The sequence below is a fragment of the Tepidicella xavieri genome, assembly GCF_004363315.1.
Classification (GTDB): Bacteria; Pseudomonadota; Gammaproteobacteria; order Burkholderiales; family Burkholderiaceae_C; genus Tepidicella; species Tepidicella xavieri.
This window is the reverse complement of record NZ_SNYL01000012.1, coordinates 62,473-86,263: the sequence shown is the minus strand read 5'-3', so window position 1 is coordinate 86,263 and position 23,791 is coordinate 62,473. Positions and strand designations below refer to the sequence as shown.

28 protein-coding genes are annotated in these 23,791 nt (G+C 66.9%); 24 read left to right on the top strand and 4 right to left on the bottom strand.

Annotation, left to right across the window (positions count from 1 at the left end; genetic code table 11):
- Position 1 precedes the first annotated feature (1 nt).
- Genes ribH through tolA form a run of 6 tightly spaced genes read left to right on the top strand, consistent with a single transcriptional unit; the run spans position 2 to position 3,589 of the window.
- Positions 2 to 472 (top strand): 6,7-dimethyl-8-ribityllumazine synthase, encoded by a 471-nt coding sequence (ribH, locus tag DFR43_RS10470; RefSeq protein WP_133598409.1) that lies wholly within the window; start codon positions 2 to 4, stop codon positions 470 to 472.
- Complete coding sequence (gene nusB, locus DFR43_RS10465) at positions 469 to 1,011, top strand: transcription antitermination factor NusB (protein ID WP_133598407.1); 543 nt, start codon at positions 469 to 471, stop codon at positions 1,009 to 1,011. Before ribH ends, nusB begins: the two co-directional genes overlap by 4 nt.
- An 8-nt stretch (positions 1,012 to 1,019) precedes the next feature.
- The gene (gene ybgC / locus DFR43_RS10460; protein ID WP_133598404.1) at positions 1,020 to 1,436 is read left to right on the top strand and encodes a tol-pal system-associated acyl-CoA thioesterase; all 417 of its coding nucleotides are present in this window, start codon (positions 1,020 to 1,022) and stop codon (positions 1,434 to 1,436) included.
- The gene (gene tolQ / locus DFR43_RS10455) at positions 1,433 to 2,140 is read left to right on the top strand and encodes a protein TolQ (protein WP_133598402.1); all 708 of its coding nucleotides are present in this window, start codon (positions 1,433 to 1,435) and stop codon (positions 2,138 to 2,140) included. The genes ybgC and tolQ overlap by 4 nt, the downstream gene beginning before the upstream one ends.
- Positions 2,141 to 2,161: 21 nt before the next feature.
- The gene (locus DFR43_RS10450; RefSeq protein WP_133598399.1) at positions 2,162 to 2,602 is read left to right on the top strand and encodes an ExbD/TolR family protein; all 441 of its coding nucleotides are present in this window, start codon (positions 2,162 to 2,164) and stop codon (positions 2,600 to 2,602) included.
- A gap of 21 nt (positions 2,603 to 2,623) precedes the next feature.
- Positions 2,624 to 3,589, top strand: a complete 966-nt coding sequence (tolA, locus tag DFR43_RS10445) for a cell envelope integrity protein TolA (RefSeq protein WP_133598397.1) — start codon at positions 2,624 to 2,626, stop codon at positions 3,587 to 3,589.
- A 26-nt stretch (positions 3,590 to 3,615) separates the two neighbouring features.
- On the opposite strand, the gene dnaE is transcribed toward tolA, so the two are convergent.
- Genes dnaE through DFR43_RS10430 form a run of 3 tightly spaced genes read right to left on the bottom strand, consistent with a single transcriptional unit; the run spans position 3,616 to position 8,477 of the window.
- Complete coding sequence (dnaE, locus tag DFR43_RS10440) at positions 3,616 to 7,179, bottom strand: DNA polymerase III subunit alpha (RefSeq protein ID WP_133598395.1); 3,564 nt, start codon at positions 7,177 to 7,179, stop codon at positions 3,616 to 3,618.
- Between the two features lie 28 nt (positions 7,180 to 7,207).
- Positions 7,208 to 7,903: a DUF599 domain-containing protein gene (locus DFR43_RS10435; protein WP_133598393.1), complete on the bottom strand. Its 696-nt coding sequence runs from the start codon at positions 7,901 to 7,903 to the stop codon at positions 7,208 to 7,210.
- Between the two features lie 16 nt (positions 7,904 to 7,919).
- Positions 7,920 to 8,477: a flavodoxin family protein gene (locus DFR43_RS10430; RefSeq protein ID WP_133598391.1), complete on the bottom strand. Its 558-nt coding sequence runs from the start codon at positions 8,475 to 8,477 to the stop codon at positions 7,920 to 7,922.
- Between the two features lie 134 nt (positions 8,478 to 8,611).
- Here DFR43_RS10430 and DFR43_RS10425 point away from each other — a divergent pair, with 134 nt between their 5' ends.
- The 5 genes from DFR43_RS10425 (at position 8,612) to DFR43_RS10405 (ending at position 12,435) form a co-directional block, all read left to right on the top strand.
- Positions 8,612 to 9,583: a LysR family transcriptional regulator gene (locus DFR43_RS10425; protein WP_133598389.1), complete on the top strand. Its 972-nt coding sequence runs from the start codon at positions 8,612 to 8,614 to the stop codon at positions 9,581 to 9,583.
- Positions 9,584 to 9,641: 58 nt separating this feature from the next.
- A complete protein-coding gene (locus DFR43_RS10420) occupies positions 9,642 to 10,727 on the top strand; it encodes an NAD(P)/FAD-dependent oxidoreductase (RefSeq protein ID WP_133598387.1) in 1,086 nt (361 codons plus the stop codon).
- Entirely contained in the window at positions 10,724 to 11,665 is a 942-nt protein-coding gene (gluQRS, locus tag DFR43_RS10415) for a tRNA glutamyl-Q(34) synthetase GluQRS (RefSeq protein ID WP_245988902.1), read from the top strand. The genes DFR43_RS10420 and gluQRS overlap by 4 nt, the downstream gene beginning before the upstream one ends.
- A 120-nt stretch (positions 11,666 to 11,785) precedes the next feature.
- Positions 11,786 to 12,121, top strand: coding sequence for a flagellar protein FliT (locus DFR43_RS10410; RefSeq protein WP_164499731.1), 336 nt, complete (start codon positions 11,786 to 11,788; stop codon positions 12,119 to 12,121).
- 11 nt (positions 12,122 to 12,132) lie between these two features.
- Positions 12,133 to 12,435, top strand: coding sequence for a flagellar protein FliT (locus DFR43_RS10405; RefSeq protein WP_133598383.1), 303 nt, complete (start codon positions 12,133 to 12,135; stop codon positions 12,433 to 12,435).
- 18 nt (positions 12,436 to 12,453) lie between these two features.
- On the opposite strand, the gene fliE is transcribed toward DFR43_RS10405, so the two are convergent.
- A complete protein-coding gene (gene fliE, locus DFR43_RS10400) occupies positions 12,454 to 12,801 on the bottom strand; it encodes a flagellar hook-basal body complex protein FliE (RefSeq protein WP_133598381.1) in 348 nt (115 codons plus the stop codon).
- Between the two features lie 167 nt (positions 12,802 to 12,968).
- Here fliE and fliF point away from each other — a divergent pair, with 167 nt between their 5' ends.
- From fliF to fliR, 13 genes are all read left to right on the top strand, one after another.
- Complete coding sequence (fliF, locus tag DFR43_RS10395) at positions 12,969 to 14,687, top strand: flagellar basal-body MS-ring/collar protein FliF (RefSeq protein ID WP_133598379.1); 1,719 nt, start codon at positions 12,969 to 12,971, stop codon at positions 14,685 to 14,687.
- 21 nt (positions 14,688 to 14,708) lie between these two features.
- The gene (gene fliG / locus DFR43_RS10390; RefSeq protein ID WP_133598377.1) at positions 14,709 to 15,710 is read left to right on the top strand and encodes a flagellar motor switch protein FliG; all 1,002 of its coding nucleotides are present in this window, start codon (positions 14,709 to 14,711) and stop codon (positions 15,708 to 15,710) included.
- The gene (locus DFR43_RS10385) at positions 15,697 to 16,407 is read left to right on the top strand and encodes a FliH/SctL family protein (RefSeq protein ID WP_133598375.1); all 711 of its coding nucleotides are present in this window, start codon (positions 15,697 to 15,699) and stop codon (positions 16,405 to 16,407) included. The genes fliG and DFR43_RS10385 overlap by 14 nt, the downstream gene beginning before the upstream one ends.
- The gene (fliI, locus tag DFR43_RS10380; RefSeq protein WP_133598373.1) at positions 16,400 to 17,860 is read left to right on the top strand and encodes a flagellar protein export ATPase FliI; all 1,461 of its coding nucleotides are present in this window, start codon (positions 16,400 to 16,402) and stop codon (positions 17,858 to 17,860) included. The genes DFR43_RS10385 and fliI overlap by 8 nt, the downstream gene beginning before the upstream one ends.
- Positions 17,857 to 18,324, top strand: coding sequence for a flagellar export protein FliJ (gene fliJ / locus DFR43_RS10375; protein WP_133598371.1), 468 nt, complete (start codon positions 17,857 to 17,859; stop codon positions 18,322 to 18,324). The genes fliI and fliJ overlap by 4 nt, the downstream gene beginning before the upstream one ends.
- Entirely contained in the window at positions 18,321 to 19,472 is a 1,152-nt protein-coding gene (locus DFR43_RS10370; RefSeq protein ID WP_133598369.1) for a flagellar hook-length control protein FliK, read from the top strand. Before fliJ ends, DFR43_RS10370 begins: the two co-directional genes overlap by 4 nt.
- A 140-nt stretch (positions 19,473 to 19,612) precedes the next feature.
- Positions 19,613 to 20,134 carry a flagellar basal body-associated FliL family protein gene (locus DFR43_RS10365; RefSeq protein ID WP_133598367.1) on the top strand — a complete coding sequence of 174 codons (522 nt, stop codon included), beginning with the start codon at positions 19,613 to 19,615 and terminating at the stop codon, positions 20,132 to 20,134.
- Between the two features lie 31 nt (positions 20,135 to 20,165).
- Positions 20,166 to 21,170: a flagellar motor switch protein FliM gene (gene fliM / locus DFR43_RS10360; RefSeq protein WP_133598365.1), complete on the top strand. Its 1,005-nt coding sequence runs from the start codon at positions 20,166 to 20,168 to the stop codon at positions 21,168 to 21,170.
- Positions 21,160 to 21,588 (top strand): flagellar motor switch protein FliN, encoded by a 429-nt coding sequence (fliN, locus tag DFR43_RS10355; RefSeq protein ID WP_133598363.1) that lies wholly within the window; start codon positions 21,160 to 21,162, stop codon positions 21,586 to 21,588. Before fliM ends, fliN begins: the two co-directional genes overlap by 11 nt.
- Positions 21,588 to 21,941 (top strand): FliO/MopB family protein, encoded by a 354-nt coding sequence (locus DFR43_RS10350; RefSeq protein ID WP_133598361.1) that lies wholly within the window; start codon positions 21,588 to 21,590, stop codon positions 21,939 to 21,941. The genes fliN and DFR43_RS10350 overlap by 1 nt, the downstream gene beginning before the upstream one ends.
- On the top strand, positions 21,938 to 22,708 hold the full coding sequence (gene fliP / locus DFR43_RS10345; RefSeq protein ID WP_133598359.1) for a flagellar type III secretion system pore protein FliP: 771 nt from the start codon (positions 21,938 to 21,940) through the stop codon (positions 22,706 to 22,708). Before DFR43_RS10350 ends, fliP begins: the two co-directional genes overlap by 4 nt.
- 17 nt (positions 22,709 to 22,725) lie before the next feature.
- Positions 22,726 to 22,995, top strand: coding sequence for a flagellar biosynthesis protein FliQ (gene fliQ / locus DFR43_RS10340; RefSeq protein WP_133598357.1), 270 nt, complete (start codon positions 22,726 to 22,728; stop codon positions 22,993 to 22,995).
- A 25-nt stretch (positions 22,996 to 23,020) separates the two neighbouring features.
- Positions 23,021 to 23,788 (top strand): flagellar biosynthetic protein FliR, encoded by a 768-nt coding sequence (fliR, locus tag DFR43_RS10335; RefSeq protein ID WP_133598432.1) that lies wholly within the window; start codon positions 23,021 to 23,023, stop codon positions 23,786 to 23,788.
- Positions 23,789 to 23,791 lie beyond the last annotated feature (3 nt).

Below are 23,791 nucleotides of genomic sequence, written 5' to 3'. Positions count from 1 at the left end.
CATGCAGGGTGCAAACCAAGGCAGCGCTGCGGCGCTCGACGGCAGTGGGCTGCGCATCGGTCTGGTGCAGGCCCGTTTCAACCAAGGCATCACCGACGCCCTGACCCAGGCCTGCCGCCGGGAACTGCTGCGGCTGGGCGTGGCCGAAGACCACATCGAGCTGGTGCAGGTGGCCGGTGCCTTGGAGGTGCCGCTGGCGCTGCAGGCCCTGGCCGAAACGGAGCGCTTCGACGCGCTGGTGGCGCTGGGCTGCGTGATCCGCGGTGAAACCTATCATTTCGAGCTGGTGTGCAATGAATCGGCCGCCGGCGTCACCCGGGTGGGGCTGGATCACCACATCCCGATCGCCAACGCCATCCTGACCACCGAAAACCTGTCGCAAGCCGTGGCGCGGCAGGACGACAAGGGCCGTGACGCGGCCCAGGTGGCGGTGGAAATGGCCCGCCTGCTGCAACACCTCGATCGCTCATGAAGAAAACCGCCGCCCCTGCCGCCGAACGGCCGCGCAAGGCCTCGGAAAAATCGGCCCGCACCCGTGCCCGCGAGTTCGCCCTGCAAGCCCTCTACCAGCACCTGGTGGGCCGCAACGAGGCCGACGACATCGACCTGTTCACCCGCGACCTCAGCGGCTTTCACAAGGCCGACAGCGCCCACTACGACGCGCTGCTGCACGGCTGCATCGCCGAAGCGGCCGAACTCGACGCCGCCATCACCCCCCTGCTGGACCGCCCGCTGGCCGAAATCTCACCCATCGAGCACGGCGTGCTGTGGATCGGCGCCTACGAGTTCAAGCACTGCCTGGACGTGCCCTGGCGCGTCGTGATCAACGAGTGCATCGAACTGGCCAAATCCTTCGGTGGCACCGATGGCCACAAGTACGTCAATGGCGTGCTCAACCAGTTGGCGCCACAGTGGCGGGCGCTGGAAGTGGAGCGGGACCAGCGACAGGGCATCGGCAGGCCGTCACGCCCCACGGCCCGCCCCGCTGGGCCGGAGACCTCGGCGCCTTGAGACCGGCCGTGAGCGTATTCACCTGGCCCGTGAGGGTGTACTGGGAGGACACCGATGCCGGCGGCATCGTGTTCTACGCCAACTACCTCAAATTCTTCGAGCGCGCCCGCACCGAGTGGCTGCGCCACCTCGGGGTGGAGCAACAGCGGCTGCGGGAGGACACCGGCGGCATGTTCGTGGTCAGCGGCACCGAGCTGCGCTACCACCGCCCGGCGCGGCTTGACGATGTGTTACAGGTCAGTGCCCGCCTGACGGAACTTGGACGGGCTTCCATGACACTGCAGCAGGAGGCCTGGCGAATGCGGGACGGCCAGCCGGATGCCCTGCTGTGCGAAGGCACGATCCGCATCGGCTGGGTGGACGCCACACAGATGCGCCCCGGGCGCATCCCGTCTTCGATCATCGACGTGTTGACCCATCTATGACTCACGATTTTTCTGTCATCCAGCTCATGCTGGACGCGACCTGGGTGGTGCAGGCCGTGGTGCTGCTGCTCATCACCGTCTCCATCCTGAGCTGGGCGGTGATTTTCCGCAAGCTCTTCACCCTCAAGCGGGTGCGCTGGCTGACCGAGGAATTCGAAAAAGACTTCTGGTCTGGCACCAACCTCAACGACCTGTATCAGGCCGCCCTGCGTAACGCCCGCGAGGGCAGCCCCACGGAGCGCATCTTTGCCAGTGGGATGCGTGAATTCCACAAACTGCGCGACCGGCGCGTGACGCAACCCGATGCGCTGGTCGAAGGCGCTCAGCGGGCCATGCGAGCCAGCTATCAGCGCGAAATCGACGCGCTCGAATCCCACCTGTCTTTCCTGGGGTCGGTGGGATCGGTGTCGCCCTATGTGGGGCTGTTTGGCACGGTTTGGGGCATCATGCACGCCTTCACCGGGTTGGCCGCGCTGACCCAGGTGACGCTGGCCACGGTGGCCCCTGGCATCGCCGAAGCCTTGGTGGCCACGGCCATCAGCCTGTTCGCCGCCATCCCGGCGGTGGTGGCCTACAACCGCTTCACGCACGACATCGACCGCGCGGCCAACCGCATGGAGAGCTTCATGGACGAGTTCTCCAACATCCTGCACCGCAACGTGGCCAACAACGCAGCCGCAGCCAGCGCGCCGCACGCGCACTGACGCCCAGGAGGATGCCCCGCCATGCCCGCCGTTGCTTCCCGAGGAAAAGGGCGCCGCACCAAGAGCGAGATCAACATGGTGCCCTTCATCGACGTGATGCTGGTGCTGTTGATCATTTTCATGGTGACCGCACCGCTGATCGCGCCCAGCCAGATCGAATTGCCCACGGTGGGGCAAGCCTCGCGCCAGCCCGACCGCTTCGTGCAGGTGCTCATCGACGCCGAAGGGCGGCTGCGCGTCAAGGAAGGCAGCGCCAGCGGCCAGGGCACCGAGGTCGCGGCCCGCGATTTGGTGGCGCGGGTGCGTGAGCTGCAAGGCCCCGCGCCGGAAGGGCAGGCGGTGGATCCGGTCATCATCACCGCCGACCGCAACGTGAAATACGACGAGGTGATCAAGGCGATGGACGCTTTGCAACGCGCCGGCATCCCGCGCGTGGGGTTGTCGGTCCAGCAGGCCCGCTGAAACCAGGCAGGGAGTCGGGACATGCAGGCCTCCAACGACCGCGATGCGCTCACCCCGCCAACCACCGGGCGCTGGGGCGGGCCGTTGACGCTGGCCCTGGGCGTGCATGGCTTGCTGCTGCTGGCGCTGGCCTGGGGCGTGGCCTGGCAGCGCGACACCGAAGCCGTGCTGGAAGCGGAGCTCTGGGCGCGTCTGCCCCAGGTGGCGGCCCCTCGGGCGGTCGAACCCCCGCCCCCCCCGCCAGCGCCGGAGCCTCCCCGCCCCACCCCACCGGCCCCCGAACCGCCACGCCCTGCCCCGCCGCCACCGCCGCCCCGGCCTGCGCCGAGCGAGGCCGACATTGCCGTGCAGCGGGCGCAGGAACAAGCGCGACAGGAAGAGCAGCGACGCCTGGAGCAGCAGCAGGCCGAACGGCGCCGCCAGGAGGAGCTGCGCCGTCAGGAAGAACAGCGCCGGCAAGAAGAGCAACGCCGCCTGGCGGAGCAGCGCCGCGCCGAGGAGGCGCGACGCCAGGCTGAGCGAGAAGCGGCCGAACGGCGGCGCCAAGAGGAGCTTCGCGCCCAGCAGGCCCGAGAGCGGGCCGAGCGCGAGCGCCGTGAGCGCGAACAGCAGGCGCAGCTCGAAGCCGAGCGGCAACGCAACCTCGAGCGCATGATGGGGCAAGCCCAGGCCACGGGCGCGCCGTCATCCCCCGGCACGGCCCTGCAATCGGCCGGCCCTTCGGCCAGCTATGCAGGACGGCTGGTGGCCACCATTCGGCCCAACATCGTGTTCACCGACCTGATTCCCGGCAACCCGCGCGCCGAAGTGGAGCTGCGCGCCTTGCCCGACGGCACCATCGTCAGCGCGCGGCTGCGCCAGTCCAGCGGCCACCCCAGCTGGGATCAGGCGGTGCTGCGCGCCATCGAGCGCACCGGCCGGCTGCCGCTGGACGAAAACGGCCGCGTGCCCTCGACCCTGATCCTGGGGTTCAGGCCGCAGGATTGAGCCGCGCCCGCGGCACCGGCGCCACTTCAGTCAAACACCACCTCGGCCTGCCGCTCGTGCGCTTGGGCCGCCCAGGCGGCCAAGGCCGCGTCGCTGGGGAAAAACAGCGAACGGTCGTCGAGCTGCAATTCGCAGCGCGCTTGCTCGCGCAGCACCAGCAGCCGCACCGGCAGGCCGCGCACCAGCTCGCCTTGTTCGCTCATCTCGCGCCGGGGCGGGAATTCGCGCACCAAGGCGGCCACATCGAGCGCCTGCCCGTTGACCGTGACCTTGAGGTATTTGCCAAAGCGGCACCGCGCAGCGCCCAAGTCCCAGAGCTGCTGCACCTTCAGGCGCAAGCCCCCCGAGAAACGATCCGGCTGGGCCAGCACCTGGGCAATGACGAGCTCGTCGTCCTTGAGCAAGTGCTTGTGGGCCTGGATGAGCCCCTCATCGGCCGTGGCCTCCAACGTGGCGGTCTTGTCGTCGAGCTTGAAGATGGCCACTTTGCCGCGCTGGCCGTTGATGATGCGCAGATCGGTGACGATGCCGGCCACGACGAAAGGGTCGCGGCTGTCCACCACGTCGGCCAGGGGCGTGCGGGCAAAGCGCCGGACTTCGCGTTCCACCTCATCGAACAGGTGGCCGCTGAGGTAGAAGCCGATGGCGGTTTTTTCGTGGGCCAGCCGTTCCTTCACCCCCCAGGGCAGGGCATCGACCAGTTCGGGCTCCTGGGTGCTGGCGCCGTGGCCGTCGGCCCCGAACATGTCAAACAGCCCGCCCTGCTGCGCATTGGCTTGCTGCGCGTTGGCGTATTCGAACGCCCGCTCCACCGAAGCCAGCAAGGCCGCGCGGTTGCGCTCCAGCGAATCGAAGGCCCCCGCCTTGATGAGCGCCTCGACCGTGCGCTTGTTCAGGCGGCTGCGATCGACCCGGTTGCAAAAGTCGAACAGGCTCTTGAACGGCCCCACCGTGTCGCCGGCCGGCCCCACGCCCTTGCCCTCGCGGGCGGCCACGATGGCTTCGATGGCTTGCTGCCCCGTGCCTTTGACGGCCCCCAACCCGTAGCGGATGACAGTGTCGCTGACCGGCTCGAAGCGGTAGGTGCCGCGGTTGATGTCGGGCGGCTCGAAGGTGATGCCGAATTTGAGCGCATCTTCGAACAACACCTTGAGCTTGTCGGTGTCGTCCATTTCGATGGTCATGTTGGCGCAGAAGAACTCCGCCGTGAAATGGACCTTGAGCCAAGCCGTGTGGTAGGCCAGCAACGAATAGGCGGCCGCGTGCGACTTGTTGAAACCGTAGCCGGCGAATTTCTCCATCAGGTCAAAGACCTCGTCGGCTTTGGCCTCGCTGATGCCCTTTTCGGCCGCGCCCTTTCGGAAGATGATCCGGTGCTCGGCCATCTCTTCGGGTTTTTTCTTGCCCATGGCGCGGCGCAGCAGGTCGGCGCCGCCCAGCGAATAACCCCCCAGGATTTGCGCCGACTGCATCACCTGCTCCTGATAGACCATGATGCCGTAGGTCTCGGCCAGCACGGGCTCCAGCAGAGGATGGGGATAGACCACCTCCTCGCGCCCGTGCTTGCGGGCCACGAAGCTGGGAATCAGGTCCATCGGCCCCGGGCGGTACAGGGCGTTGAGCGCGATGAGATCTTCCAGACGGCTGGGCTTGGCGTCGCGGAGCATGCCTTGCATGCCCCGGCTTTCGAATTGGAACACCGCCTCGGTGCGCCCCTCTTGGAACAGCCGGTAGGTGGCTTTGTCGTCCAGCGGAATGTTCTCGAACGCGAAGCCTTGTTGGTCAGGGTGGCGTTGCAGGATGAATGCCTTGGCCAGTTCCAGAATGGTGAGCGTGGCCAGCCCGAGAAAGTCGAATTTGACCAGGCCGACCGCTTCCACGTCGTCCTTGTCGTACTGGCTGACGGCCGAATCGCTGCCCGGCTGCTGGTAGAGCGGGCAGAAGTCGGTGAGCTTGCCCGGCGCGATCAGCACGCCCCCGGCATGCATGCCGATGTTGCGTGTCATGCCTTCGAGCTTTTGGGCCAGTTCGATGAGCTGGCGCACCTCCTCCTCTTTCTGGATGCGCTCGGCCAGCAGCGGCTCCATGGCGATGGCGTAGTTGTTCTTGTCGCCGGGCTTGGGCGGGTCGGGCGGATACTGCAGCGTCACGCTCATGCCCGGCTTGTTGGGGATGAGCTTGGAGATGCCGTCGCAGAAGCCGTAGGCGAAGTCGAGCACGCGGCCCACGTCGCGGATGGCCGCGCGCGCGGCCATGGTGCCGAAGGTGGCGATCTGGCTGACCGCGTCCTTGCCGTATTTGTGCTTGACGTACTCGATGACGCGGTCGCGATTGGTCTGGCAGAAGTCGATGTCGAAGTCGGGCATGGACACCCGCTCCGGGTTGAGGAAGCGCTCGAACAGCAGGTTGTAGCGCAGCGGGTCCAAGTCGGTGATGAGCAGCGCGTAGGCCACCAGTGAGCCGGCACCAGACCCCCGGCCCGGCCCCACCGGACAGCCGTTTTCCTTGGCCCACTTGATGAAGTCCGACACGATGAGGAAGTAGCCCGGGAACCCCATCTTCAGGATGGTGTTGAGCTCGAACTCCAGGCGCTCCACATAGCGCGGGCGTTGCCGCTCGCGCTCGGCCTCATCCGGATACAGGTGGCGCAGCCGCGCCTCCAGGCCCTCGTGCGAGACGTGGCGGAAGTAGTCCTCCACCGACATCACCTGTCCGTTGACGGGGGGAATGGGGAAATCGGGCAGCCGCGGCTTGCCCAGGGTCAGCGTGAGGTTGCAGCGCTTGGCGATTTCCACCGTGTTGGCCAAAGCGCTGGGCACATCGGCAAACAGGGCCGCCATCTCGTCGCTGGACTTGAAGTACTGCTCACGGGTGAAGCGGCGCACGCGGCGGCTGTTGCCCAGGATTTCGCCTTCGGCGATGCAGACCCGTGCCTCGTGGGCCTCGTAGTCGTCGGCGGCCAGGAACTGGATCGGGTGGGTGGCCACCACCGGCAGGCCCAACCGCGCGGCCAGTGGCACGGCGGCCATGAGGTGGCGCTCGTCATCCGGGCGGCCCGCGCGCTGGATTTCCACATAGAAGCGGTGGGGGAAGGCCGCGGCCAGCAACAACGCCCATTCGGCCGCGCGGGCCTCATCGCCCGCCAGCAGGGCCTGCCCAACGGGGCCGGCATGAGCGCCCGAGAGCACGATCAGCCCTTCGCCCAGTTCCTGCAGCCATTCCCAGCGCAGCGCGGCCTGCTCACGCACCACGTTGCGCGTCCAGCCGCGGGCCAGCAGTTCGCACAGGTTCAAATAACCCTGGTGGTTTTGCACCAGCAGCAACAGGCGCGGCAGGCTATGCTGGGCGGTGGAGGCACCAGGCGCCGGCTCGCCACCCAGCCCCTGCACCACCACATCCGCCCCCAGAATGGGCTTGACGCCGGCGCTACGGGCGGCTTTGTAGAACTTGATGGCGCCAAAAAGGTTGTTCAGGTCGGTGATGGCCAGCGCCGGCTGGCCGAACCCGGCGGCCGCCTCGACGGCTTCGTCCACGCGGGTGGTGCCATCGACGACGGAAAACTCGGTATGCAGGCGCAGGTGTACGAACATGGCGCCATTGTAGGCAGCCGCACCGGCGTCAATCCTTGAGGATGGCCAGCACTTCGGAGCGGAATTCGCGGCTGTACAGAATCAGCACCACCAGTCCGGTGGCCAGCACCATGGCCAGCGGCGAAATGAACCAGGCCAGCGCCGCGAACGAAAAATAATACGCCCGCAATCCGTCGTTGAAGCTTTCGGCGGCCGCCCCCACCATGGCAGCGGCGCGGTCCACATAGGCCGTGCGGTCGAACTTGCCGCTGTCGAAGTCCTCTGGCGGTGGCATGGCGCCAATGACCAGCGCCAGGAAAGTGTACTGCCGCATGCACCAGGAAAAGCGGAAGAACGCATACACAAAAATGGCGACGAGCACCAGCACCTTGAACTCGAAAACGATGAGCGAGGTGGCTTGGGCAAAAGGAATCTCGCTCATGAGCTCGGTGGCTTTCTCGGTGGTGCCCAACACCGCGAACAAGCCCCCCACGATCAGGATGGCCGTGGACGAAAAAAAGGAAGGCGTCTGCGACAGGCTCTGGGTGATGATGCCGTCGAGCATGCGCGGGTCGCGCTGGCTCGCCTGCATCATCCAGTGGCGGCGATACCGGTTGGTGGTGGCCAGCAGCGAGGGGCGCTTGCGGCCCCATGCCTTGGCAAACCAGGCGTAGCCCACCCACAGCCCCAGAAAGGTCAGCAGGGCCAGCCAGTCGGTCCAGGGAAGCAGGCTCAGGATGGTCATGGGTGGAGCGGGCGCCTCATGCCTGGCGGAACCGGGCGGTGACTTGGGCCACCCGCTGGCCAAACAGCCGAGCGGTTTCCAGATCCCCGGGCAGCATGTCCTGCGCCCCGGCGTCGGCCGGGCTCTGCGCCATGGCCCCGCTGTATGCGCCGAGGTAATTCACGTCATTGCGCAGGGCCGCCTTCGTGTTGCTGGGCATCAGCCCTTGGCTGACCCAGATCATGCCGTGCTGCATGGCCAAGGTGAACAGGGTCTGCAAAGTCGCCAGCTTGTCGCCATTCATGCCGGCGCTGTTGGTGAAACCGGCCGCCACCTTGTCCTTCCAGGCCTGGGCATACCAGGCTTTGCTGGAGGCATCGGCAAATTTTTTGAACTGCCAACTCACACTGCCCATGTAGGTGGGCGATCCAAAAATGATGGCGTCGGCCGCGGCCAGCCGCTCCCAGCCGCCTTCGGGCAGGTGGCCCTCGGCATCGATGGGCAGCAGTTCCGCGCCGGCTCCATCGGCCACGGCTTGGGCCATGCGCTGGGTGTGCCCATAGCCAGAGTGATAAACGACGACGATGTCAGGCATGCGTGATTCTCCTCAGAAACACCTGCAAAGATAGCGCAAGCGCCGGCCCTTGGGCGCCACAGGGCCACCGGCTTGTGCTGGTCAATAGAGGCTTTCGCTGGCATCATTCAAAAAGTTTGCTCGAAACTTGCGCCATGCCTCACGCCCGCCATGCCCTGACCCCGGAAAACCTCCACCTCATCGACACGGTGGCGCGCGCTGGCAGCATGGCCGCCGCAGCCCGGGCGCTGGGGCTGGTGCCCAGCGCGCTGACCTACCGCGTGCGGCAGATCGAGGAAGCGCTGAACGTGCTGCTGTTCGACCGCCGCGCGCGCCGGGCCCAGCTCACCCCCGCTGGGGCCGAGCTGCTGCGTGCCGGCGAGCACCTGCTGCTCGAACTCGACGCCGTGGCGCAACGGGTGCGTCGCATCGCCACGGGCTGGGAGGCCCAGTTCACCATCGCCGCCGATGCCGTGATCTCACGCACCACGCTCTTTGAGCTGTTTGAGGATTTTTACGCCACGCAAGCCCCGACCCGGCTGCGGTTGCGCACCGAAACTCTCTCGGGCACGCTGGAAGCCCTGCTGACCGGACAGGCCGATCTGGCATTGGGCGTATTCCTCGACCAGACCTTGCCGTCGGACACCCGCAGTGAGGCCTTGGGCGAGGTGGAGTTTGTGTTCGTGGTGGCGCCCCACCATCCGCTGGCCAGCGTGCCAGAGCCACTGACGCCGGCAGACATTCAGCCCCACCGGGTGGTGGCCGTGGCCGACAGCACCCAACGCGGTCCGGGCATGAGCTTTGGCCTGCTGCCAGGCCAGGACGTGCTGACGGTCGGCACCATGGAGGAAAAACTCCTGGCCCAGCGGCGCGGCCTGGGCTGCGGCGCGCTGCCCCGCCCCCTGGTGCAGCCCCTGCTGGATGCCGGCAAGCTCATCCACAAGCCCACCACCCTGCCCCCGCGCATCTACCGCCCCGGTTATGCCTGGCGCGCGCCGGTCGGCGCCAGCCGGCGCGCTGCCCCGGCCACCCCGGGTCTGCAAGCACCGGGCAAAGCCATGCAGTGGTGGCTAAACCGGCTGGCCCACCCCACCACCCGGGCCGCCTTGCTGCACCATCACGCTTGAGCCTGGCCCCAGGTGCTGCGTCACCGGCTACACTGGGCCGACGCACGGAGAACTGGACATGCCCTCACCCTCCCCTCGCACTCCCCTGAAACCCAGCGTCCCCCACACGGCTGTGGTGGGCGCTGGCATGGCAGGCGTGACCTGCGCGCGGACCCTGATACAAGCAGGCCACCGCGTCACGCTGATCGAAAAAAGCCGGGGCGCAGGCGGTCGCATGGCCACACGGCGCAGCGACTTTGGCGGGTTTGACCATGGCGCCCAGTTTTTCACCGTGCGCGACCCGCGCTTCGAGCGGGTGCTGCGCTTGTATCCGGATCTGATCGCCCCCTGGAAAGTCAACACCGTGCGCGTGCTCGACGCCCTGGGTCAAGTGATGAGCAGCGGCCCCGTGCCACGCGACACGCGATGGGTGGCCGTACCCGGCATGAATGCCCTGGTCAAACACTGGGCGCAACCGCTGGCCGATGGCACCCTCGATGGCGCTGTGGTGCTGGAATCTCTGGTCACCCGGATCGAGCCCGACGCGCTGCACGCCCGGCAATGGCAATTGCGCCTACAAAGCGCGGATGGCGGACACCCCGTGCTCGGCGGTTTTGACCACGTGGTGCTGGCCATTCCCCACCCTCAGGCGGAGGCCCTGCTCAGCGCCAGCGCCTTGGCGCCCGCCTGGGTGGATGCCCTGCGGAAAGTGGACGTGGCCCCTTGCTGGACGCTGATGGTGGCCTTTCCCCAAGCCATGCAGCCCGGGCTCGAAGCCTTCGGTCCGCGCTGGCATGCCGCCAGCAGCGACCACCACCGCATCCGCTGGGTGGCCCGCGAGCCCAGCAAGCCCGGTCGCGCCGCCATCGAGCGCTGGACGGTGCAGGCCAGCCCATCCTGGTCGGCGGAGCACCTGGAGGACGATCCCGAGCGCATCAAGGCCAAACTGCTCAAAGGTTTCGCCGAAATCACCGGCATCCGCGCCACCCCAGCGCATGCGGAGGTACACCGCTGGCGCTACGCCCAGACGCAACACCCGCTGGGCCAGCCCTTCCTGCTCGACGCCCGGCTGGGCCTGGCCCTGTGCGGCGACTGGTGCCTCGGCCACCGGGTGGAGGACGCATTCATCTCTGGGCTGGAACTGGCCCTGGCCATGGCCGGATGACGCCTACCTCGATGGGCTACCGCGGTCGTTTCGCGCCATCGCCCACGGGGCCGCTGCACGCCGGCTCGCTGGTGGCGGCGCTAGCCAGTTGGCTCGATGCTCGCGCCCACGGCGGCCGGTGGCTGGTGCGCCTGGAAGACGTGGACGCCCCTCGCTGCATCCCCGGCGCCGACGCCCTCATCCTGCAACAGCTGGCTGCCTGTGGGTTGCACCCGGACGAGCCCGTGGTCTGGCAGTCGGATCGCGCTGCGGCCTACGCGCAAGCCCTGGAAGGGTTGATCGAGGCCGGGTGGGCTTACCCCTGCGTCTGCACCCGCAAAGACATCGATAGGGCCTGGGCTGCCCGCGGGGTGACGCATGCCCGGCATGCCGAGCGCGTGTACCCAGGCACCTGTCGCCCCGAGCACGGTGGCTTGCAAGGCCGCCCGGCACGGGCCTGGCGCTTGCATGTGGGCAGGGTGCAAGCCGCCCGGCACCTGCCTGCCCCACTGCCCTGGATCGACCGCCGACTGGGCCCGCAACGGCAAGCGGTCGAGCGCGAGGTGGGCGACTTTGTGCTGCGCCGCGCCGATGGACTGTGGGCCTACCAACTCGCGGTGGTGGTGGACGACGCCTGGCAGGGCATCACCCATGTGGTGCGCGGCGAGGACCTGGCCGACAACACCGCGCGCCAGATCGTGCTGCAGCAGGCGCTGGGCTTGCCGACCCCGCAATACCTGCACACCCCGTTGGTGCTGGGCGCCAACGGCGAAAAACTCTCCAAGCAAAACGGGGCCGCGGCGCTGGACGTGTCTGACCCGCTGCGCGCGCTCAATCAGGCCGCCCAAGTGTTGGGGCTGCCGGCGCAGGCCACTTCACCCGGCCAGGCCCTGGCCACCTGGGTGGCGCTGTGGCGGCAGCGCTGGGCATCGGCCAGCCCATCGGCTGACCGCCGGTAAGCCCACAAAAGCCGCAACACCGGGCCGCCCACCCGGCTATTCCCGGCATCGGCGCGGTCAAGTTTCGTCGGCAAGAAGCCGATAAAACGGTCAATGACATCGAACGACACCCAGCCCCCCATGACGCCCCTGCCCCCATCCACCGAGCAAGCCCTGGCGCACACCGGCACGCAGATGCTGGCCGCTGCCCGGCTGGGCGACTGGACCGAGGTGAGGCGCCTCGAAGGTGTGGCGCAGCGGCAGGTGCAAGCCCTGCGCCAACGCAGCCCGCGCATCCACGACCTCCCCCCCGCCCAGCGACGCGCCCGGCTGGAGGCGCTCAAAGCCCTGTTGCGTCTGGACGCCGAGATCCGGCGCCTGGCCGAACCCGGCTGGGTGAGGGTCGAATCCTGGCTGGCCCCTTCACGCAGGGGTCAAGATGGCGCATACTCGGCCGATACACAGGGCAAGCATTGAAAGCCTGCGCCATGACGATCAACCTCATCGACTACTACAAGGCCATCGAAGCCACGAGCGAGCAAATGGTGGCCGCTGCCCGCGTGGAAGACTGGGACGAAGTGGTGCGCCTCGAAGGCGCCTGCGCGGTGCTCATCGAGCAGCTGCGCGAGCGCAGCGCCGGCCTGGAACTGACGGCGCAAGAGCGCGCCGAAAAGCACCGCATCATGATGACCATTCTGCGCCATGATGCGCAGATTCGCGAGCTGGTCGAACCCTGGATCGATGAATTGGGCGAAGTGCAGCAGCCGCTTCACCCGATGCGTCTGCATTGAGCCCACGGCCCGCGCGACTCAGACCTGCATGTTCATCACATCGGTGTAGGCCTGCATCATGCGGTTGCGCACGTGCAGCGCCGCCTGAAACCCGATCTGGGCTTTTTGCATCGACAGCATCGTCTGTTCCAGACTGACATTGGGGTTGCCCATCTGGAACTCGGTCTGCAACTGGCTGGCGTGGTTCTGCGCGGCGCTCACATTCTGCAAGGCCGTCTTGAAAGCTTCGCCAAAGCCCCCGCCAGTCACACGCGCTGTGCCTGCGGGCGGGGTCAGGCCCGCCCCCCCGAGCTTGGCAGCGGTACCGACGGCCGGTTTGAGCGCCGCCGTGCTCACGGAAGTCAAGGGGGTCAGGCGCAGGTCCATGGCATCGTCCTCCAAGCCAACGAATCTCGATGGCGGAATGCTAGAGCGGCGCTCGACGAAACTTAACCCCGAATAAGCAGGCCCCTCGACACCTTTTCCTGCTTTAGTTTTCCAGGTAGGCTTTGATAATCGGCGAACGATTCCGTTCTAGCCGCTGCCCAAGCCCCATGAACACTGCCGTTGCCGAAATCGACGCCACGCTGCCCGACAAAGCGCCCAACCCGCTGGTGCAGGGCTTCAATCGCCTGGACACCCCGCGCAAAGTCATGCTGGGGCTGGGCGTGCTGGCCATGATCGGCTTGCTGGCCGCCGCCTTCTACCTGGCCAACCGGCCCGACTACCGGGTGCTCTATGCCAACCTGTCGGACAAAGACGCCGGCGCGGTGGTGGCCCAGCTGTCGCAGATGAACATACCTTACCGGCATGCGGACGGTGGCAACGCCATCCTGGTGCCGGCCAACCGGGTCCATGACACGCGGCTGCGCCTGGCCTCGCAGGGCTTGCCTCGCGGCACCATCACGGGCTTCGAGCTGATGGACAACAGCCGCCTGGGCATGACGCAGTTCCAGGAGCGGCTGACCTTCCAACGCGGCCTCGAAGGCGAGCTCACCCGCTCCATCACCTCGCTGAACTCGGTGGCCGAAGCGCGCGTGCACTTGGCGTTGCCCAACCAGAACGGTTTTTTCCGCGAGCAGCAAAAGCCATCGGCCAGCGTGCTGGTGACGCTGTTCCCCGGCCGCACCCTGGATCGCACCCAGATCGCCGGCATCGTGCATCTGGTGGCCAGCAGCGTGCCCGAGATGCAGCCCTCGGCCGTGAGCGTGGTGGACCAGCACGGCAACCTGCTGTCCCAGACCCACACGCCGCAAAACGACGTGGTCGATTCCAAGCAGCTCGAATACACCCGCATGCTGGAGCAGATGTACACCCAGCGCATTCTGGATCTGCTGGAGCCGGTGGTGGGCCGCCACAACGTCCGCGCCCAGGTCACGGCCGACGTAGACTTTTCCCTGACCGAGCAAACCAGCGAGCAGCACCGCCCCAACCAAGGCAACAACGAGGCCGCGGTGCGCAGCACGCAGATCATCGAGGCGGGCAGCGCGGCCGATCAAGCCCCCGCGGGCGTGCCCGGCGCGGTGGCCAACCTGCCGCCTGGCCCACCGGGAGCCCCCATCAACGCCGAAGCCGCGCCGCTGGGCATCGTGCCGGGCAACAACGTGGGTGGCGCTGGCGATGCCAACCGCCGGCGCGAACAGGTCATCAACTACGAAGTGGATCGCACCGTCTCCGTCACCCGCGGCTCCACCGGCAACATCCGCCGCCTCAGCGCCGCCGTGGTGCTCAATCACGTCGAGTCCACCGACCGGCGCGGCCAGACCGTCTCGGCCCCGTTGCCGCCAGAGACCATGGAACAGATCAATGCCCTGGTGCGCGAGGCCATCGGCTTCAACGCCCAGCGCGGCGACTCGGTCAACGTGCTCAATGCGGCCTTCACCCGCACCGAGCCCGACACCGTCGAGGTGGCCTGGTGGAAACAGCCCGACACGGTGGAACTCGCGCGCAGCATGGCCTGGCCACTGGGCATGCTGCTGCTGGGCCTCATCCTGTTCCTGGGCATGGTGCGCCCGGCGCTGAAGATGATGTCCAGCCCGGCCACGCGCAGTGACGACGCCGCCGAAGAAGCCTCCCGCACCACGGGCGTGCAACTCGACACCGTGGTGGACAACGAGACCCAGCGCCCAGGGCTGCCCTCGCCGCTGCAGAGCGAAGCCACGGCCGAAGCCCTGCGGCTGGAAGACGCCCGACGCCTGGCGCGCGAAAATCCGGTGGCGGTGGCCAACATCGTGCGCGGCTGGATGTCGGGCGAATCCGCCACGGCCACTTGATGATGCCCGGAGGGACTTGACATGGCTGACACGGACGACGGACTGCAAGACGCCGCCATCTTCCTCATGTCACTCGGCGAGGAAGAGGCGGCCGAGGTGTTCAAGCACTTCTCGCCCAAGGAGGTACAGCGCCTGGGCGAAACCATCGCCCGGCTGCGCACCGTCTCCAAAGAAAAGGTCGATGAGGTCATCGACAAATTCACCCGCGAGGCCGCCTCGCAAAGCCTGCTCGTCTCCGACACCGACAACTACGTCCGCGCCGTGCTCAAGCGTGCGCTGGGCGATGACAAGGCCGCTTTACTGATCGACCGCATCCTGCAAGGGGGTGACGTCTCGGGCATCGAGAGCCTGAAGTGGATGGATCCCGTCTCGGTGGCCGAACTGCTGCGCAACGAGCACCCCCAGATCCTGGCCGCCATCCTGGTGCATCTGGACCAGGACCATGCCGCCAACATCCTCAAGCAGTTCACCGAACGCACCCGCAACGAGGTGATGCTGCGCATCGCCACGCTCGAAGGCATCCAGCCCACGGCGCTCAAGGACTTGAACGAGGCGCTCTACCAGGTGTTGGCCGGCGGCGACAAGATCCGCAAGAGCTCGCTCGGCGGCGTCAAGACCGCCGCGGAAATCATCAACCTGCTGGGCAGCAGCCTGGAAGCTACCGTGGTGGACTCCATCCGCGAACAAGACCCGGACCTGGCCCAGAAAATCATGGACAAGATGTTCACCTTCGAGGACCTGCTCAAGCTGGACAACAAAGCCATCCAGATGGTGCTCAAGGAAGTCGCCTCCGACGCCCTGGTCATCGCGCTCAAAGGCGCCAGCAGCGAGCTCAAGGAAAAAATCCTCAACAACATGTCCAGCCGGGCCGCCGAGGCCCTGCGGGAAGACCTCGAATCGCGCGGCCCGGTGCGCTTGTCCGAAGTGGAAGCGCAGCAAAAAGACATCCTGAAGGTCGTGCGCCGCCTGGCCGACGAAGGCCAGATCGTTCTGGGTGGAGGCGGAGACGATGCCTTCGTCTAGCCGCACCACGCACTATCACCGCTTCATCCCCAGCGAGGAGGTGCAGGCGGTGGAAGCCTGGGTGTTCCAGCCGGTGGGCGAAGGCGCGACCGAAGCCCCCGGCCCCGCCGAGGAAGCGCCGGCGCCTGCCAGCCTGCCGCCCGAGGCGGTGGAAGACATCCGCCAGCAAGCCTACGCCGAAGGCTTCGAGCAAGGCCGCCAAGCCGGCGCCCAGGAGGCCCGCGACACCTTGGAAAAACAATTCCAGCGGCAAAGCCGCGAACTGGCCGACCGCGTCGCCCAGGTGGTCAACCAGGCCCAGCAGCATTTCGACCGGCTGGAACACGAACTGGCCGACCAACTGCTCGAACTGGCCTGCGACATCGCCCGCCAGGTGGTGCGCCGGGAATTGACCCTGTCGATGGACCCGCTGCGCGCCGTGGTGCAGGAAGCCCTGTCCCTGGCCATCGACGACGGCCGCCCCATCACCCTGCGCTTGCATCCGGAAGACGCGGCCCTGCTGCACCAAGCCGACTGGGAGCCCGGCTCGACCCTGCGCATACAGATCCAGCCCGACAACCACATCGCCCGGGGCGGCTGCGTCGTCGAACACGCCCAAGGCGCCGTCGATGCCCGCGTGGAAAAACGCTGGGCCCGCGCGGTGGCCAATCTGGGCCTGGAAGCCCCTTGGCAACCTGGGGAGGACGCCGATGTCTGAGACCACCACCTTGCTGCGCTGGCAACAGTTCCTGACGGTGGCTCGTCAGGCGGCCAGCCAGCATACCCCGCTGGAAACCAGCGGCCGACTGATCCGCCTGGCAGGCCTGGTGCTGGAGGCCGAAGGCGTCAAGGCACCGGTCGGTTCCCAATGCGTGATCGACATGCCCGACGACCCCGACACCGCGGTGCTGGCCGAAGTCGTGGGCTTCCATGGCGAGCGCGCTTACCTCATGCCGGCCGGCGACGTGCAAGGCCTGTCCAGCGGCGCCCGGGTCCGCCCGCTGGCGCCTTACCGTCCCCGGCCCCGCCTGGGGCAGGAACCCAAGCCCCTGGCGGCGAACGACCGGGGGGTGCTGCGCCTGCCCCTGGGCCGGGGACTGCTCGGCCGGGTGATTGACGCCCACGGCCATCCGCTGGACCATCAGGGCCCCTTGCAAGACGTGGACGTCGAGCCGATGGAGCGCACCCCCATCAACGCCATGGACCGGGCCCCAGTGCGCGAACCCCTGGATACCGGCGTGCGGGCCATCAACGGCCTGCTCACCGTCGGTCGCGGGCAACGCCTGGGCCTGTTTGCCGGCTCGGGCGTGGGCAAAAGCGTGCTGCTCGGGATGATGGCGCGCTACACCCAGGCCGATGTGATCGTGGTCGGCCTCATCGGCGAACGTGGGCGCGAAGTCAAAGAGTTCATCGACGACATCCTGGGGCCGGATGGCCGCGAGCGCTCTGTCGTGGTCGCTGCCCCGGCCGACTCGCCGCCCCTCTTGCGCATGCAGGGCGCCCACTACGCCACAGCCATTGCCGAGCACTTCCGCGACGCCGGGCTCCATGTGTTGCTGCTGATGGATTCGCTGACGCGCTATGCCATGGCGCAGCGCGAAATCGCCCTGGCCATCGGCGAGCCGCCCGCCACCAAAGGCTACCCACCGAGCTGCTTCGCCAAGCTGCCCCAGCTCGTCGAACGCAGCGGCAACGGCCCCGAAGGCCACGGGTCCATCACCGCCTTCTACACCGTGCTGTCCGAAGGCGACGACCAGCAAGACCCCATTGCCGATGCCGCGCGCGCCATCCTGGACGGACACATCGTGTTGTCGCGCGGCATGGCCGAATCGGGCATCTACCCGGCCATCGACGTGGAAGCCTCTGCCTCGCGGGTGATGCACAACGTGGTCAGCCCGCAGCACCAGGAACAGGCCCGGCGCTTCCGCCAGCTGTATTCGCGCTATCAGAAAAGCCGCGACCTGATCCAGCTCGGGGCCTACGTGCCTGGCAGCGATCCGGACACCGACCGCGCCATCCAGCGCTTTCCTGCCCTGCAGCGCTTCATCACGCAAGACATGCGCGAGCAAGCCCCATTCGACGAAAGCGTCAGGCAGCTGGGCGAAGCCATCGGCGAGGCCACGCCCGACGGCGCACGGCGCGCCAACGCCCACGCAGGAGCCCAGGCATGAAGCCCGCCAACGCCCTGCTGACCGTGATCGAAGTGGCCACACGCAAGCGCGACGAAGCGCTGCAGCAGCTCGCCCAGGCACGCCGCGAGCAAGAACACGCCCTGCTGCAAATGAGCCAACTCCAAGGCTACACGGTCGAGTCCCAGCAACGCTGGAGCGCGCGCGCCAGCACCGGCGTGCCCGTGGCCTTGCTGCATGCCCACCAGAACATGATGGCCAAGCTGGAGCACGCCGTGCAGTTCCAGCAAGGCGTGCTCCAGCGCCTGGCGCAGCAGGTCGAACGTTGCGAGCAATCGGTGCTGCAAGCCGAACGCGAACTCGCCAGCCTCAAAAAATTCCAGCACCGCCAGCAGGCCGCCTGGCAGCAGCATCAGCAGCGCACGGAACAAAAGCTCAATGACGAGATGGCGGCCGCCCAACACCGCCAGCACGCCCATCACACCCCTTGGAGGCCGACCCCATGAAAGCCGAAGCCGTCTCTCCCACCCGTCCGCCCGAATCCACTGCCCAGCCGCGCGGCCCGCAAAAGCCCGAAGACACCCCGGCCGATCTCTTCGCCACGCTGCTGCTGATGGCCGACAGCCACCTGGCCGAGCCGCCATCAGCCGGCGCAGAGACTGCCCCCCAGGACGCAGCCGCCCTGACCGCCGCATGGGCTGCGGGCCAGGCCCTTCCCGACGACTTACCCCCCGAAACCACGGCCGAAGCACTGCCCCTGCCCGACGACGGCCTGACCACCCTGTCGCCCTCCGCTTCCGACCGCCGCCCGGACGCCAGGCCCCGCGAGGACCTGCCCGATGCGGCCGATCGGGCCCCAGGTCAGTGGGTATCCACCGTCGCCAAAGCCCGTGCCAAAGCCCCACCGCCGCAAATGCTGAGCCAACTGGCTCAAGCCACCCTGGAAGCCGCGGGCCAGCCCTTGCCCACCGAGCGCAGCGCCTGGCACATGAACACCACCGGGCAAGCCGGCGGGCTGCTGAGCGACGCGTTGGGCAGCCCAGAGGAACTGGACCTGGGCGCGCTCGGCAGCCAGGGAGGGGCCGAACGCAGCGGCGACTCGCGCGAACAAGGGCAAGGCCAGAGCCCCCGCGGCGACAGCGGCCGGGTGGTGCTGGACGCCACCGGCAGCCTGCGGCAGGCCCCGGACAGCGGCGCCACCCCGCGCAGCTTCGCCGCCGCGCTTGGCGAGGCCCTGGGGCCCGCCCTAGACGAAGCGTTCGAACACCTGGGCGCTCAGGTCAGCCTGTGGGCAGCGGGCAACGCCAAAAAAGCCAGCCTGCGCCTCGAAGCCGGCTTGCGCCAGGCGCTCGACGTGGACGTGAGCTTGCAAGGCGACAAAGCCCACCTGGCCTTCCGCACCGACGACGCTCAAGTCCGGGAAACCCTGCGCCTGCAGGCGCAGGAGGTGCTCGCGGACATGCTGGCGCGAGCAGGCATTGCCCTGGAAGGCTTCTCTGTGGGCAGCCAGGGCCGCGATGGCAGGGGCTCTGCCCAGGAAGGTTCACATCGCCCGGCGTCTCAAACCGGCGCCGCGGAAGGGGAAGCAACTCGGCCTGTGCCTCCCGGACTGATCGCCAAGGTGGCGGGCGCCGGTCTGAGCGTCTATGCCTGAGCCCGGAAAAAACCGGGCATAGACCGGTTTTATCGGGCTCAAGGCGGCGCGCCGCGACCCCATAATCGGCATGACACAATACCCCTTGAAGGGCCGCCCAAGCCCATCCAGAGGTATGTTTGAACAGGAAGGCAAATCCGATGGCCGACAAATCCGCCGCTGGCGCCGACGCCAAACCGAAAAGCAAGAAACTGCTCATCATCATCCTCGCGCTGGTGTTGGTGTTGCTTTTGGGTGGGGGGGCTGCCGCATTCCTGCTGCTCAAAGGGGGCAGCGCCGATGAAGAGCTGGACGAAGCTCCACGCACCTCCCAGTCGGCGCGCGACACCCGGCCACGTACGCCACCGCAGTACATGGCCCTGGACCCGGTGGTCATCAACCTGGCCGACCCTGGCGCCATACGCTATGCCCAGGTCGGCATCACCCTGCAGGTGGACACGGCGGCCACGGCCGATCGCGTCAAAGCGTTCCTGCCAGCCATCCGCAACGGCATCCTGCGACAGATATCCCGCCGTACCGCCGAAGAATTGCTGCGTCCAGAGGGCAAAGACCAACTGGCGCAGGACATTCTCGAACTCGTGCGCGAGGAGGCGGGCCTGCCCCTCATCCGTGGCGAAAGTCCGGTGCAGGCCGTGCTGTTCTCCAGTCTGATCGTGCAGTGATTCCCTCCCCCCTCACGGAGACCCCACGACCATGAGCGAAGCCTTTCTCTCCCAGGACGAGATCGACGCCCTGCTCGAGGGCGTGACCGGCGAAAGCCAGAAGCTCGCCAAAGAGGAATTCGAAACCGGCGGCATCCGCACCTACGACCTCTCCAGCCAGGAGCGGATCGTGCGCGGGCGCATGCCCACGATGGAGGTCATCAACGAGCGCTTTGCCCGCAACCTGCGGGTAGGACTGTTCAACTTCATCCGGCGCAGCCCAGAAATCTCGGTCGGCACGGTGCAGGTGCAGAAATACAGCATGTTTCTGCGCGAGCTGGTGGTACCCACCAATTTCAACATCATGGCCGTGCGCCCGCTGCGCGGCAGCGGCCTCATCGTGTGCGAGCCCACGCTGCTGTTCGGCGTCATCGACAGCCTGTTTGGCGGCAACGGCAAATTCCACACCCGCATCGAAGGGCGTGACTTCTCCCCCACCGAACAGCGCGTCATCAACCGCATGGTGGAAGTGGTCTCGGAGGAGTACAAAAAGGCCTGGAAAGGCGTGTATCCGCTGGAACTGGTCTATCAGCGCTCGGAAATGCAGCCCCAGTTCGCCAACATCGCCACGCCCAGCGAGATCGTGGTGAGCACCAGCTTCACGCTGGAAATCGGCGACCTGACCGGCTCGCTGCATCTGTGCATCCCCTACTCCACCCTGGAGCCGATCCGCGACATCCTGTACTCCACGTCGCAGGGCGACTCGATGGAGGTGGACCGGCGCTGGGTCCGGCTGCTGAGCCACGAAATCCAGTCCGCCGAGGTCGAAATCACCGCCGAACTGGCCAACACCCGCACCACCATCGAACAACTCCTGGCCATGAAGGTGGGCGATTTCATCGAACTTGAACGCGAACGCGTGATTCAGGCCAAGGTCGATGGCGTGCCGGTGATCGAGGCTGAATACGGCACCCACAACGGCAAGTACGCCTTGAAAGTGCAGCGCCTGCTGCGGGAGCGTGACGCCGTCTGGCATGGAGAGCACTATGACAAATGAAAACGAGAACCCCACCGGCACGGTGGACGAAGAAGCCCTGGCCGATGACTGGGCGCAAGCCCTGCAGGAGCAAACCGCCAGCAGCGGCGGGGGCGACGACTTCACCAAAGGCGCGCCCCACTTCGACGGCGAAGTGCCTGCGCCCAGCGGCAACAACGACATCAGCATGGTGCTGGACATCCCGGTCACCCTGTCGGTGGAGCTGGGCCGCACCAAGGTGCCCATCAAGTACATCCTGCAACTGGCCCAAGGGTCCATCGTGGAGCTCGACGCGCTGGCGGGCGAGCCCATGGACGTGCTGGTCAACGGCTACCTGATCGCCCAGGGCGAAGTGGTGGTGGTCAATGAAAAATTCGGCATCCGGCTGACCGACATCGTCACCCCGTCGGAGCGCCTGCGCCGCCTGAGCCGACACTGATGACGCCGTCTTTCGCCGCCTTCATGCCCGCGTTGGGCCTGCTGCTCCTCATGGGGCTGCTGGCCTGGGGCGTGCAATGGATACGCAAGCGCACCGCCCCCGTCGGCACCGGCCAAGGAGCCGAACTGCGCATCGTCTCCCAGCTCATGGTCGGGCCGCAGCAGCGTGTCGTGGTGGTGGAGCTCGATGGCCCCCAAGGCCCGGTCCAGCTCACCCTGGGCGTCACGCCGCAGTCGGTCAACACCCTGCACACCCAGGCCGTGCCCGTGCCAGCCGGCTATCGGCAAGCCGCCCAGGCAGCCGCCGAGCCGGCCACCCTGCCGACCATCCCCCCGAAGGAGCCACGCCCATGAGCCGCCCGCGGAGACATCCCGCGTGGCGCTGGCTCGCGGGAGCCTGTCTGTTGGGCGCCACGGGGTGGGCCTGGGCGCAGGGCAACACCCCGCCGGCCACCCTGCCGCTGGTCATTGGCCAAGGCCCGGGCGGCACCAGTTATTCCGTGCCCATTCAAACGCTGCTGTTCTTCACGGCGCTGTCATTCCTGCCGGCGGTGTTGTTGATGATGACGGCGTTCACCCGCATCGTCATCGTGCTGTCGCTGCTGCGCCAGGCCCTGGGCACGCAGTCGGCCCCGCCCAATCAGGTGATCGTCGGCCTGTCGCTGTTCCTGACCCTGTTCGTCATGGGGCCGACGCTGGACAGGGTGTACGAAAACGCCTACAAGCCCTACACCGAAAGCGCCATCAGCTTCGAGGAGGCTCTGGCCCGTGGCGAAGCGCCAATGCGTGAATTCATGATGCGCCAGACGCGCCAATCCGACTTCGAGCTGTTTGCCCGGCTGGCCCAGCTCGATGCCGGCGTGACCGTCGAAAACGCGCCTTTGCGCGTGCTGGTGCCCGCCTTCGTCATCAGCGAGCTCAAGACGGCCTTCCAAATCGGGTTCATGATCTTCATCCCGTTCCTCATCATCGACATGATCGTGGCCAGCGTGCTGATGTCGCTGGGCATGATGATGCTTTCACCCGTGCTGGTGGCCTTGCCGTTCAAGCTCATGCTGTTCGTGCTGGCCGACGGCTGGAACCTGCTGATCGGCTCATTGGCCGCCAGCTTCAGCACCTAGCCCTGCCTCTCTGCCACATGGACGCCCAAGCCGTACTCACCATCGGGCAAAACGCCCTGTTCACCCTGCTGGCCGTCTCGGCCCCGGTGCTAGGCACGGTGCTGCTGGTCGGCCTGGTCATCAGCCTGTTTCAGGCGCTGACGCAAATCAACGAAGCCACGCTGTCTTTCGTGCCCAAGCTGGTCGCCGCGGTGGCGGTGTTTGCCATCGCCGGCCCCTGGATGCTGGTGACGCTGGTGGACTTCATCAAACGCCTGTTCCAGTCCATCCCGGGCTACATCGGCTGAAGGACCGTCGGGCATGGACGGTCCGATGATCAGCTTCACCGAAGCCCAGATCATGGCGTGGTTGTCGCCCATCTTCTGGCCTTTCCTGCGGGTGCTGGCCGTCTTTGCCAGCGCGCCCATCTTTTCCTCGCGCTCGGTGCCCATGCGCACCAAGATCGGGTTGGCTTTCGTCATCGCCGTGTGCATGCAGCCCGCTCTGCCAGAACCGCCCATGGTCTCTCTGACCAGTTCGGAGGCGCTCGGCGCGGTGATTCAGCAAATCTCCATCGGCGTGGCCATCGGGCTGGCCGTGCGCATCGTCTTTGCCGCCATGGAAATGGCCGGTGAGATCATCGGCTTGCAGATGGGCTTGAACTTTGCCGGCTTCTTCGACCCCACCACCAACTCCCAGGCCAGCACCGTGGGGCGTTTCTTCGGCAACATGGCCATGCTGCTGTTCATCGTCATGAACGGCCACCTGCTGCTCATCCAGGCGGTGGCGGCCAGCTTTCAGACCTTTCCCGTGGGCGATAGCATGCTGGAAGCCGTGCGCAGCATGCGGCTGCACCAGCTCGGCGCCGTGATTTTCTACTATGGCCTGTGGATCGCGCTGCCGATGATCGGCCTGCTGCTGTTCGTCAATGTGGTCATGGGCATCATTTCGCGCATCGCGCCGCAAATGAACGTCTTTGCCATCGGTTTCCCGCTCACCCTGTCGGTGGGGCTGCTGGGCATTGCCTTCACGCTGCCCATGCTCGACAGGCCGGTGATGCAGCTCATGCGCGTCATCGCCGACCTCTTCATCGGCGGCTGAGGG

Bases quoted from the DNA above. Each gene is read 5' to 3' on its own strand.
- ribH (WP_133598409.1), top strand. From the start codon at position 2: ATGCAGGGTGCAAACCAAGGCAGCGCTGCGGCGCTCGACGGCAGTGGG.
- nusB (WP_133598407.1), top strand. From the start codon at position 469: ATGAAGAAAACCGCCGCCCCTGCCGCCGAACGGCCGCGCAAGGCCTCG.
- tolQ (WP_133598402.1), top strand. From the start codon at position 1,433: ATGACTCACGATTTTTCTGTCATCCAGCTCATGCTGGACGCGACCTGG.
- DFR43_RS10450 (WP_133598399.1), top strand. From the start codon at position 2,162: ATGCCCGCCGTTGCTTCCCGAGGAAAAGGGCGCCGCACCAAGAGCGAG.
- tolA (WP_133598397.1), top strand. From the start codon at position 2,624: ATGCAGGCCTCCAACGACCGCGATGCGCTCACCCCGCCAACCACCGGG.
- dnaE (WP_133598395.1), bottom strand. From the start codon at position 7,179: ATGTTCGTACACCTGCGCCTGCATACCGAGTTTTCCGTCGTCGATGGC.
- DFR43_RS10435 (WP_133598393.1), bottom strand. From the start codon at position 7,903: ATGACCATCCTGAGCCTGCTTCCCTGGACCGACTGGCTGGCCCTGCTG.
- DFR43_RS10430 (WP_133598391.1), bottom strand. From the start codon at position 8,477: ATGCCTGACATCGTCGTCGTTTATCACTCTGGCTATGGGCACACCCAG.
- DFR43_RS10425 (WP_133598389.1), top strand. From the start codon at position 8,612: ATGCCTCACGCCCGCCATGCCCTGACCCCGGAAAACCTCCACCTCATC.
- DFR43_RS10420 (WP_133598387.1), top strand. From the start codon at position 9,642: ATGCCCTCACCCTCCCCTCGCACTCCCCTGAAACCCAGCGTCCCCCAC.
- gluQRS (WP_245988902.1), top strand. From the start codon at position 10,724: ATGACGCCTACCTCGATGGGCTACCGCGGTCGTTTCGCGCCATCGCCC.
- DFR43_RS10410 (WP_164499731.1), top strand. From the start codon at position 11,786: ATGACGCCCCTGCCCCCATCCACCGAGCAAGCCCTGGCGCACACCGGC.
- DFR43_RS10405 (WP_133598383.1), top strand. From the start codon at position 12,133: ATGACGATCAACCTCATCGACTACTACAAGGCCATCGAAGCCACGAGC.
- fliE (WP_133598381.1), bottom strand. From the start codon at position 12,801: ATGGACCTGCGCCTGACCCCCTTGACTTCCGTGAGCACGGCGGCGCTC.
- fliF (WP_133598379.1), top strand. From the start codon at position 12,969: ATGAACACTGCCGTTGCCGAAATCGACGCCACGCTGCCCGACAAAGCG.
- fliG (WP_133598377.1), top strand. From the start codon at position 14,709: ATGGCTGACACGGACGACGGACTGCAAGACGCCGCCATCTTCCTCATG.
- DFR43_RS10385 (WP_133598375.1), top strand. From the start codon at position 15,697: ATGCCTTCGTCTAGCCGCACCACGCACTATCACCGCTTCATCCCCAGC.
- fliI (WP_133598373.1), top strand. From the start codon at position 16,400: ATGTCTGAGACCACCACCTTGCTGCGCTGGCAACAGTTCCTGACGGTG.
- fliJ (WP_133598371.1), top strand. From the start codon at position 17,857: ATGAAGCCCGCCAACGCCCTGCTGACCGTGATCGAAGTGGCCACACGC.
- DFR43_RS10370 (WP_133598369.1), top strand. From the start codon at position 18,321: ATGAAAGCCGAAGCCGTCTCTCCCACCCGTCCGCCCGAATCCACTGCC.
- DFR43_RS10365 (WP_133598367.1), top strand. From the start codon at position 19,613: ATGGCCGACAAATCCGCCGCTGGCGCCGACGCCAAACCGAAAAGCAAG.
- fliM (WP_133598365.1), top strand. From the start codon at position 20,166: ATGAGCGAAGCCTTTCTCTCCCAGGACGAGATCGACGCCCTGCTCGAG.
- fliN (WP_133598363.1), top strand. From the start codon at position 21,160: ATGACAAATGAAAACGAGAACCCCACCGGCACGGTGGACGAAGAAGCC.
- DFR43_RS10350 (WP_133598361.1), top strand. From the start codon at position 21,588: ATGACGCCGTCTTTCGCCGCCTTCATGCCCGCGTTGGGCCTGCTGCTC.
- fliP (WP_133598359.1), top strand. From the start codon at position 21,938: ATGAGCCGCCCGCGGAGACATCCCGCGTGGCGCTGGCTCGCGGGAGCC.
- fliQ (WP_133598357.1), top strand. From the start codon at position 22,726: ATGGACGCCCAAGCCGTACTCACCATCGGGCAAAACGCCCTGTTCACC.
- fliR (WP_133598432.1), top strand. From the start codon at position 23,021: ATGATCAGCTTCACCGAAGCCCAGATCATGGCGTGGTTGTCGCCCATC.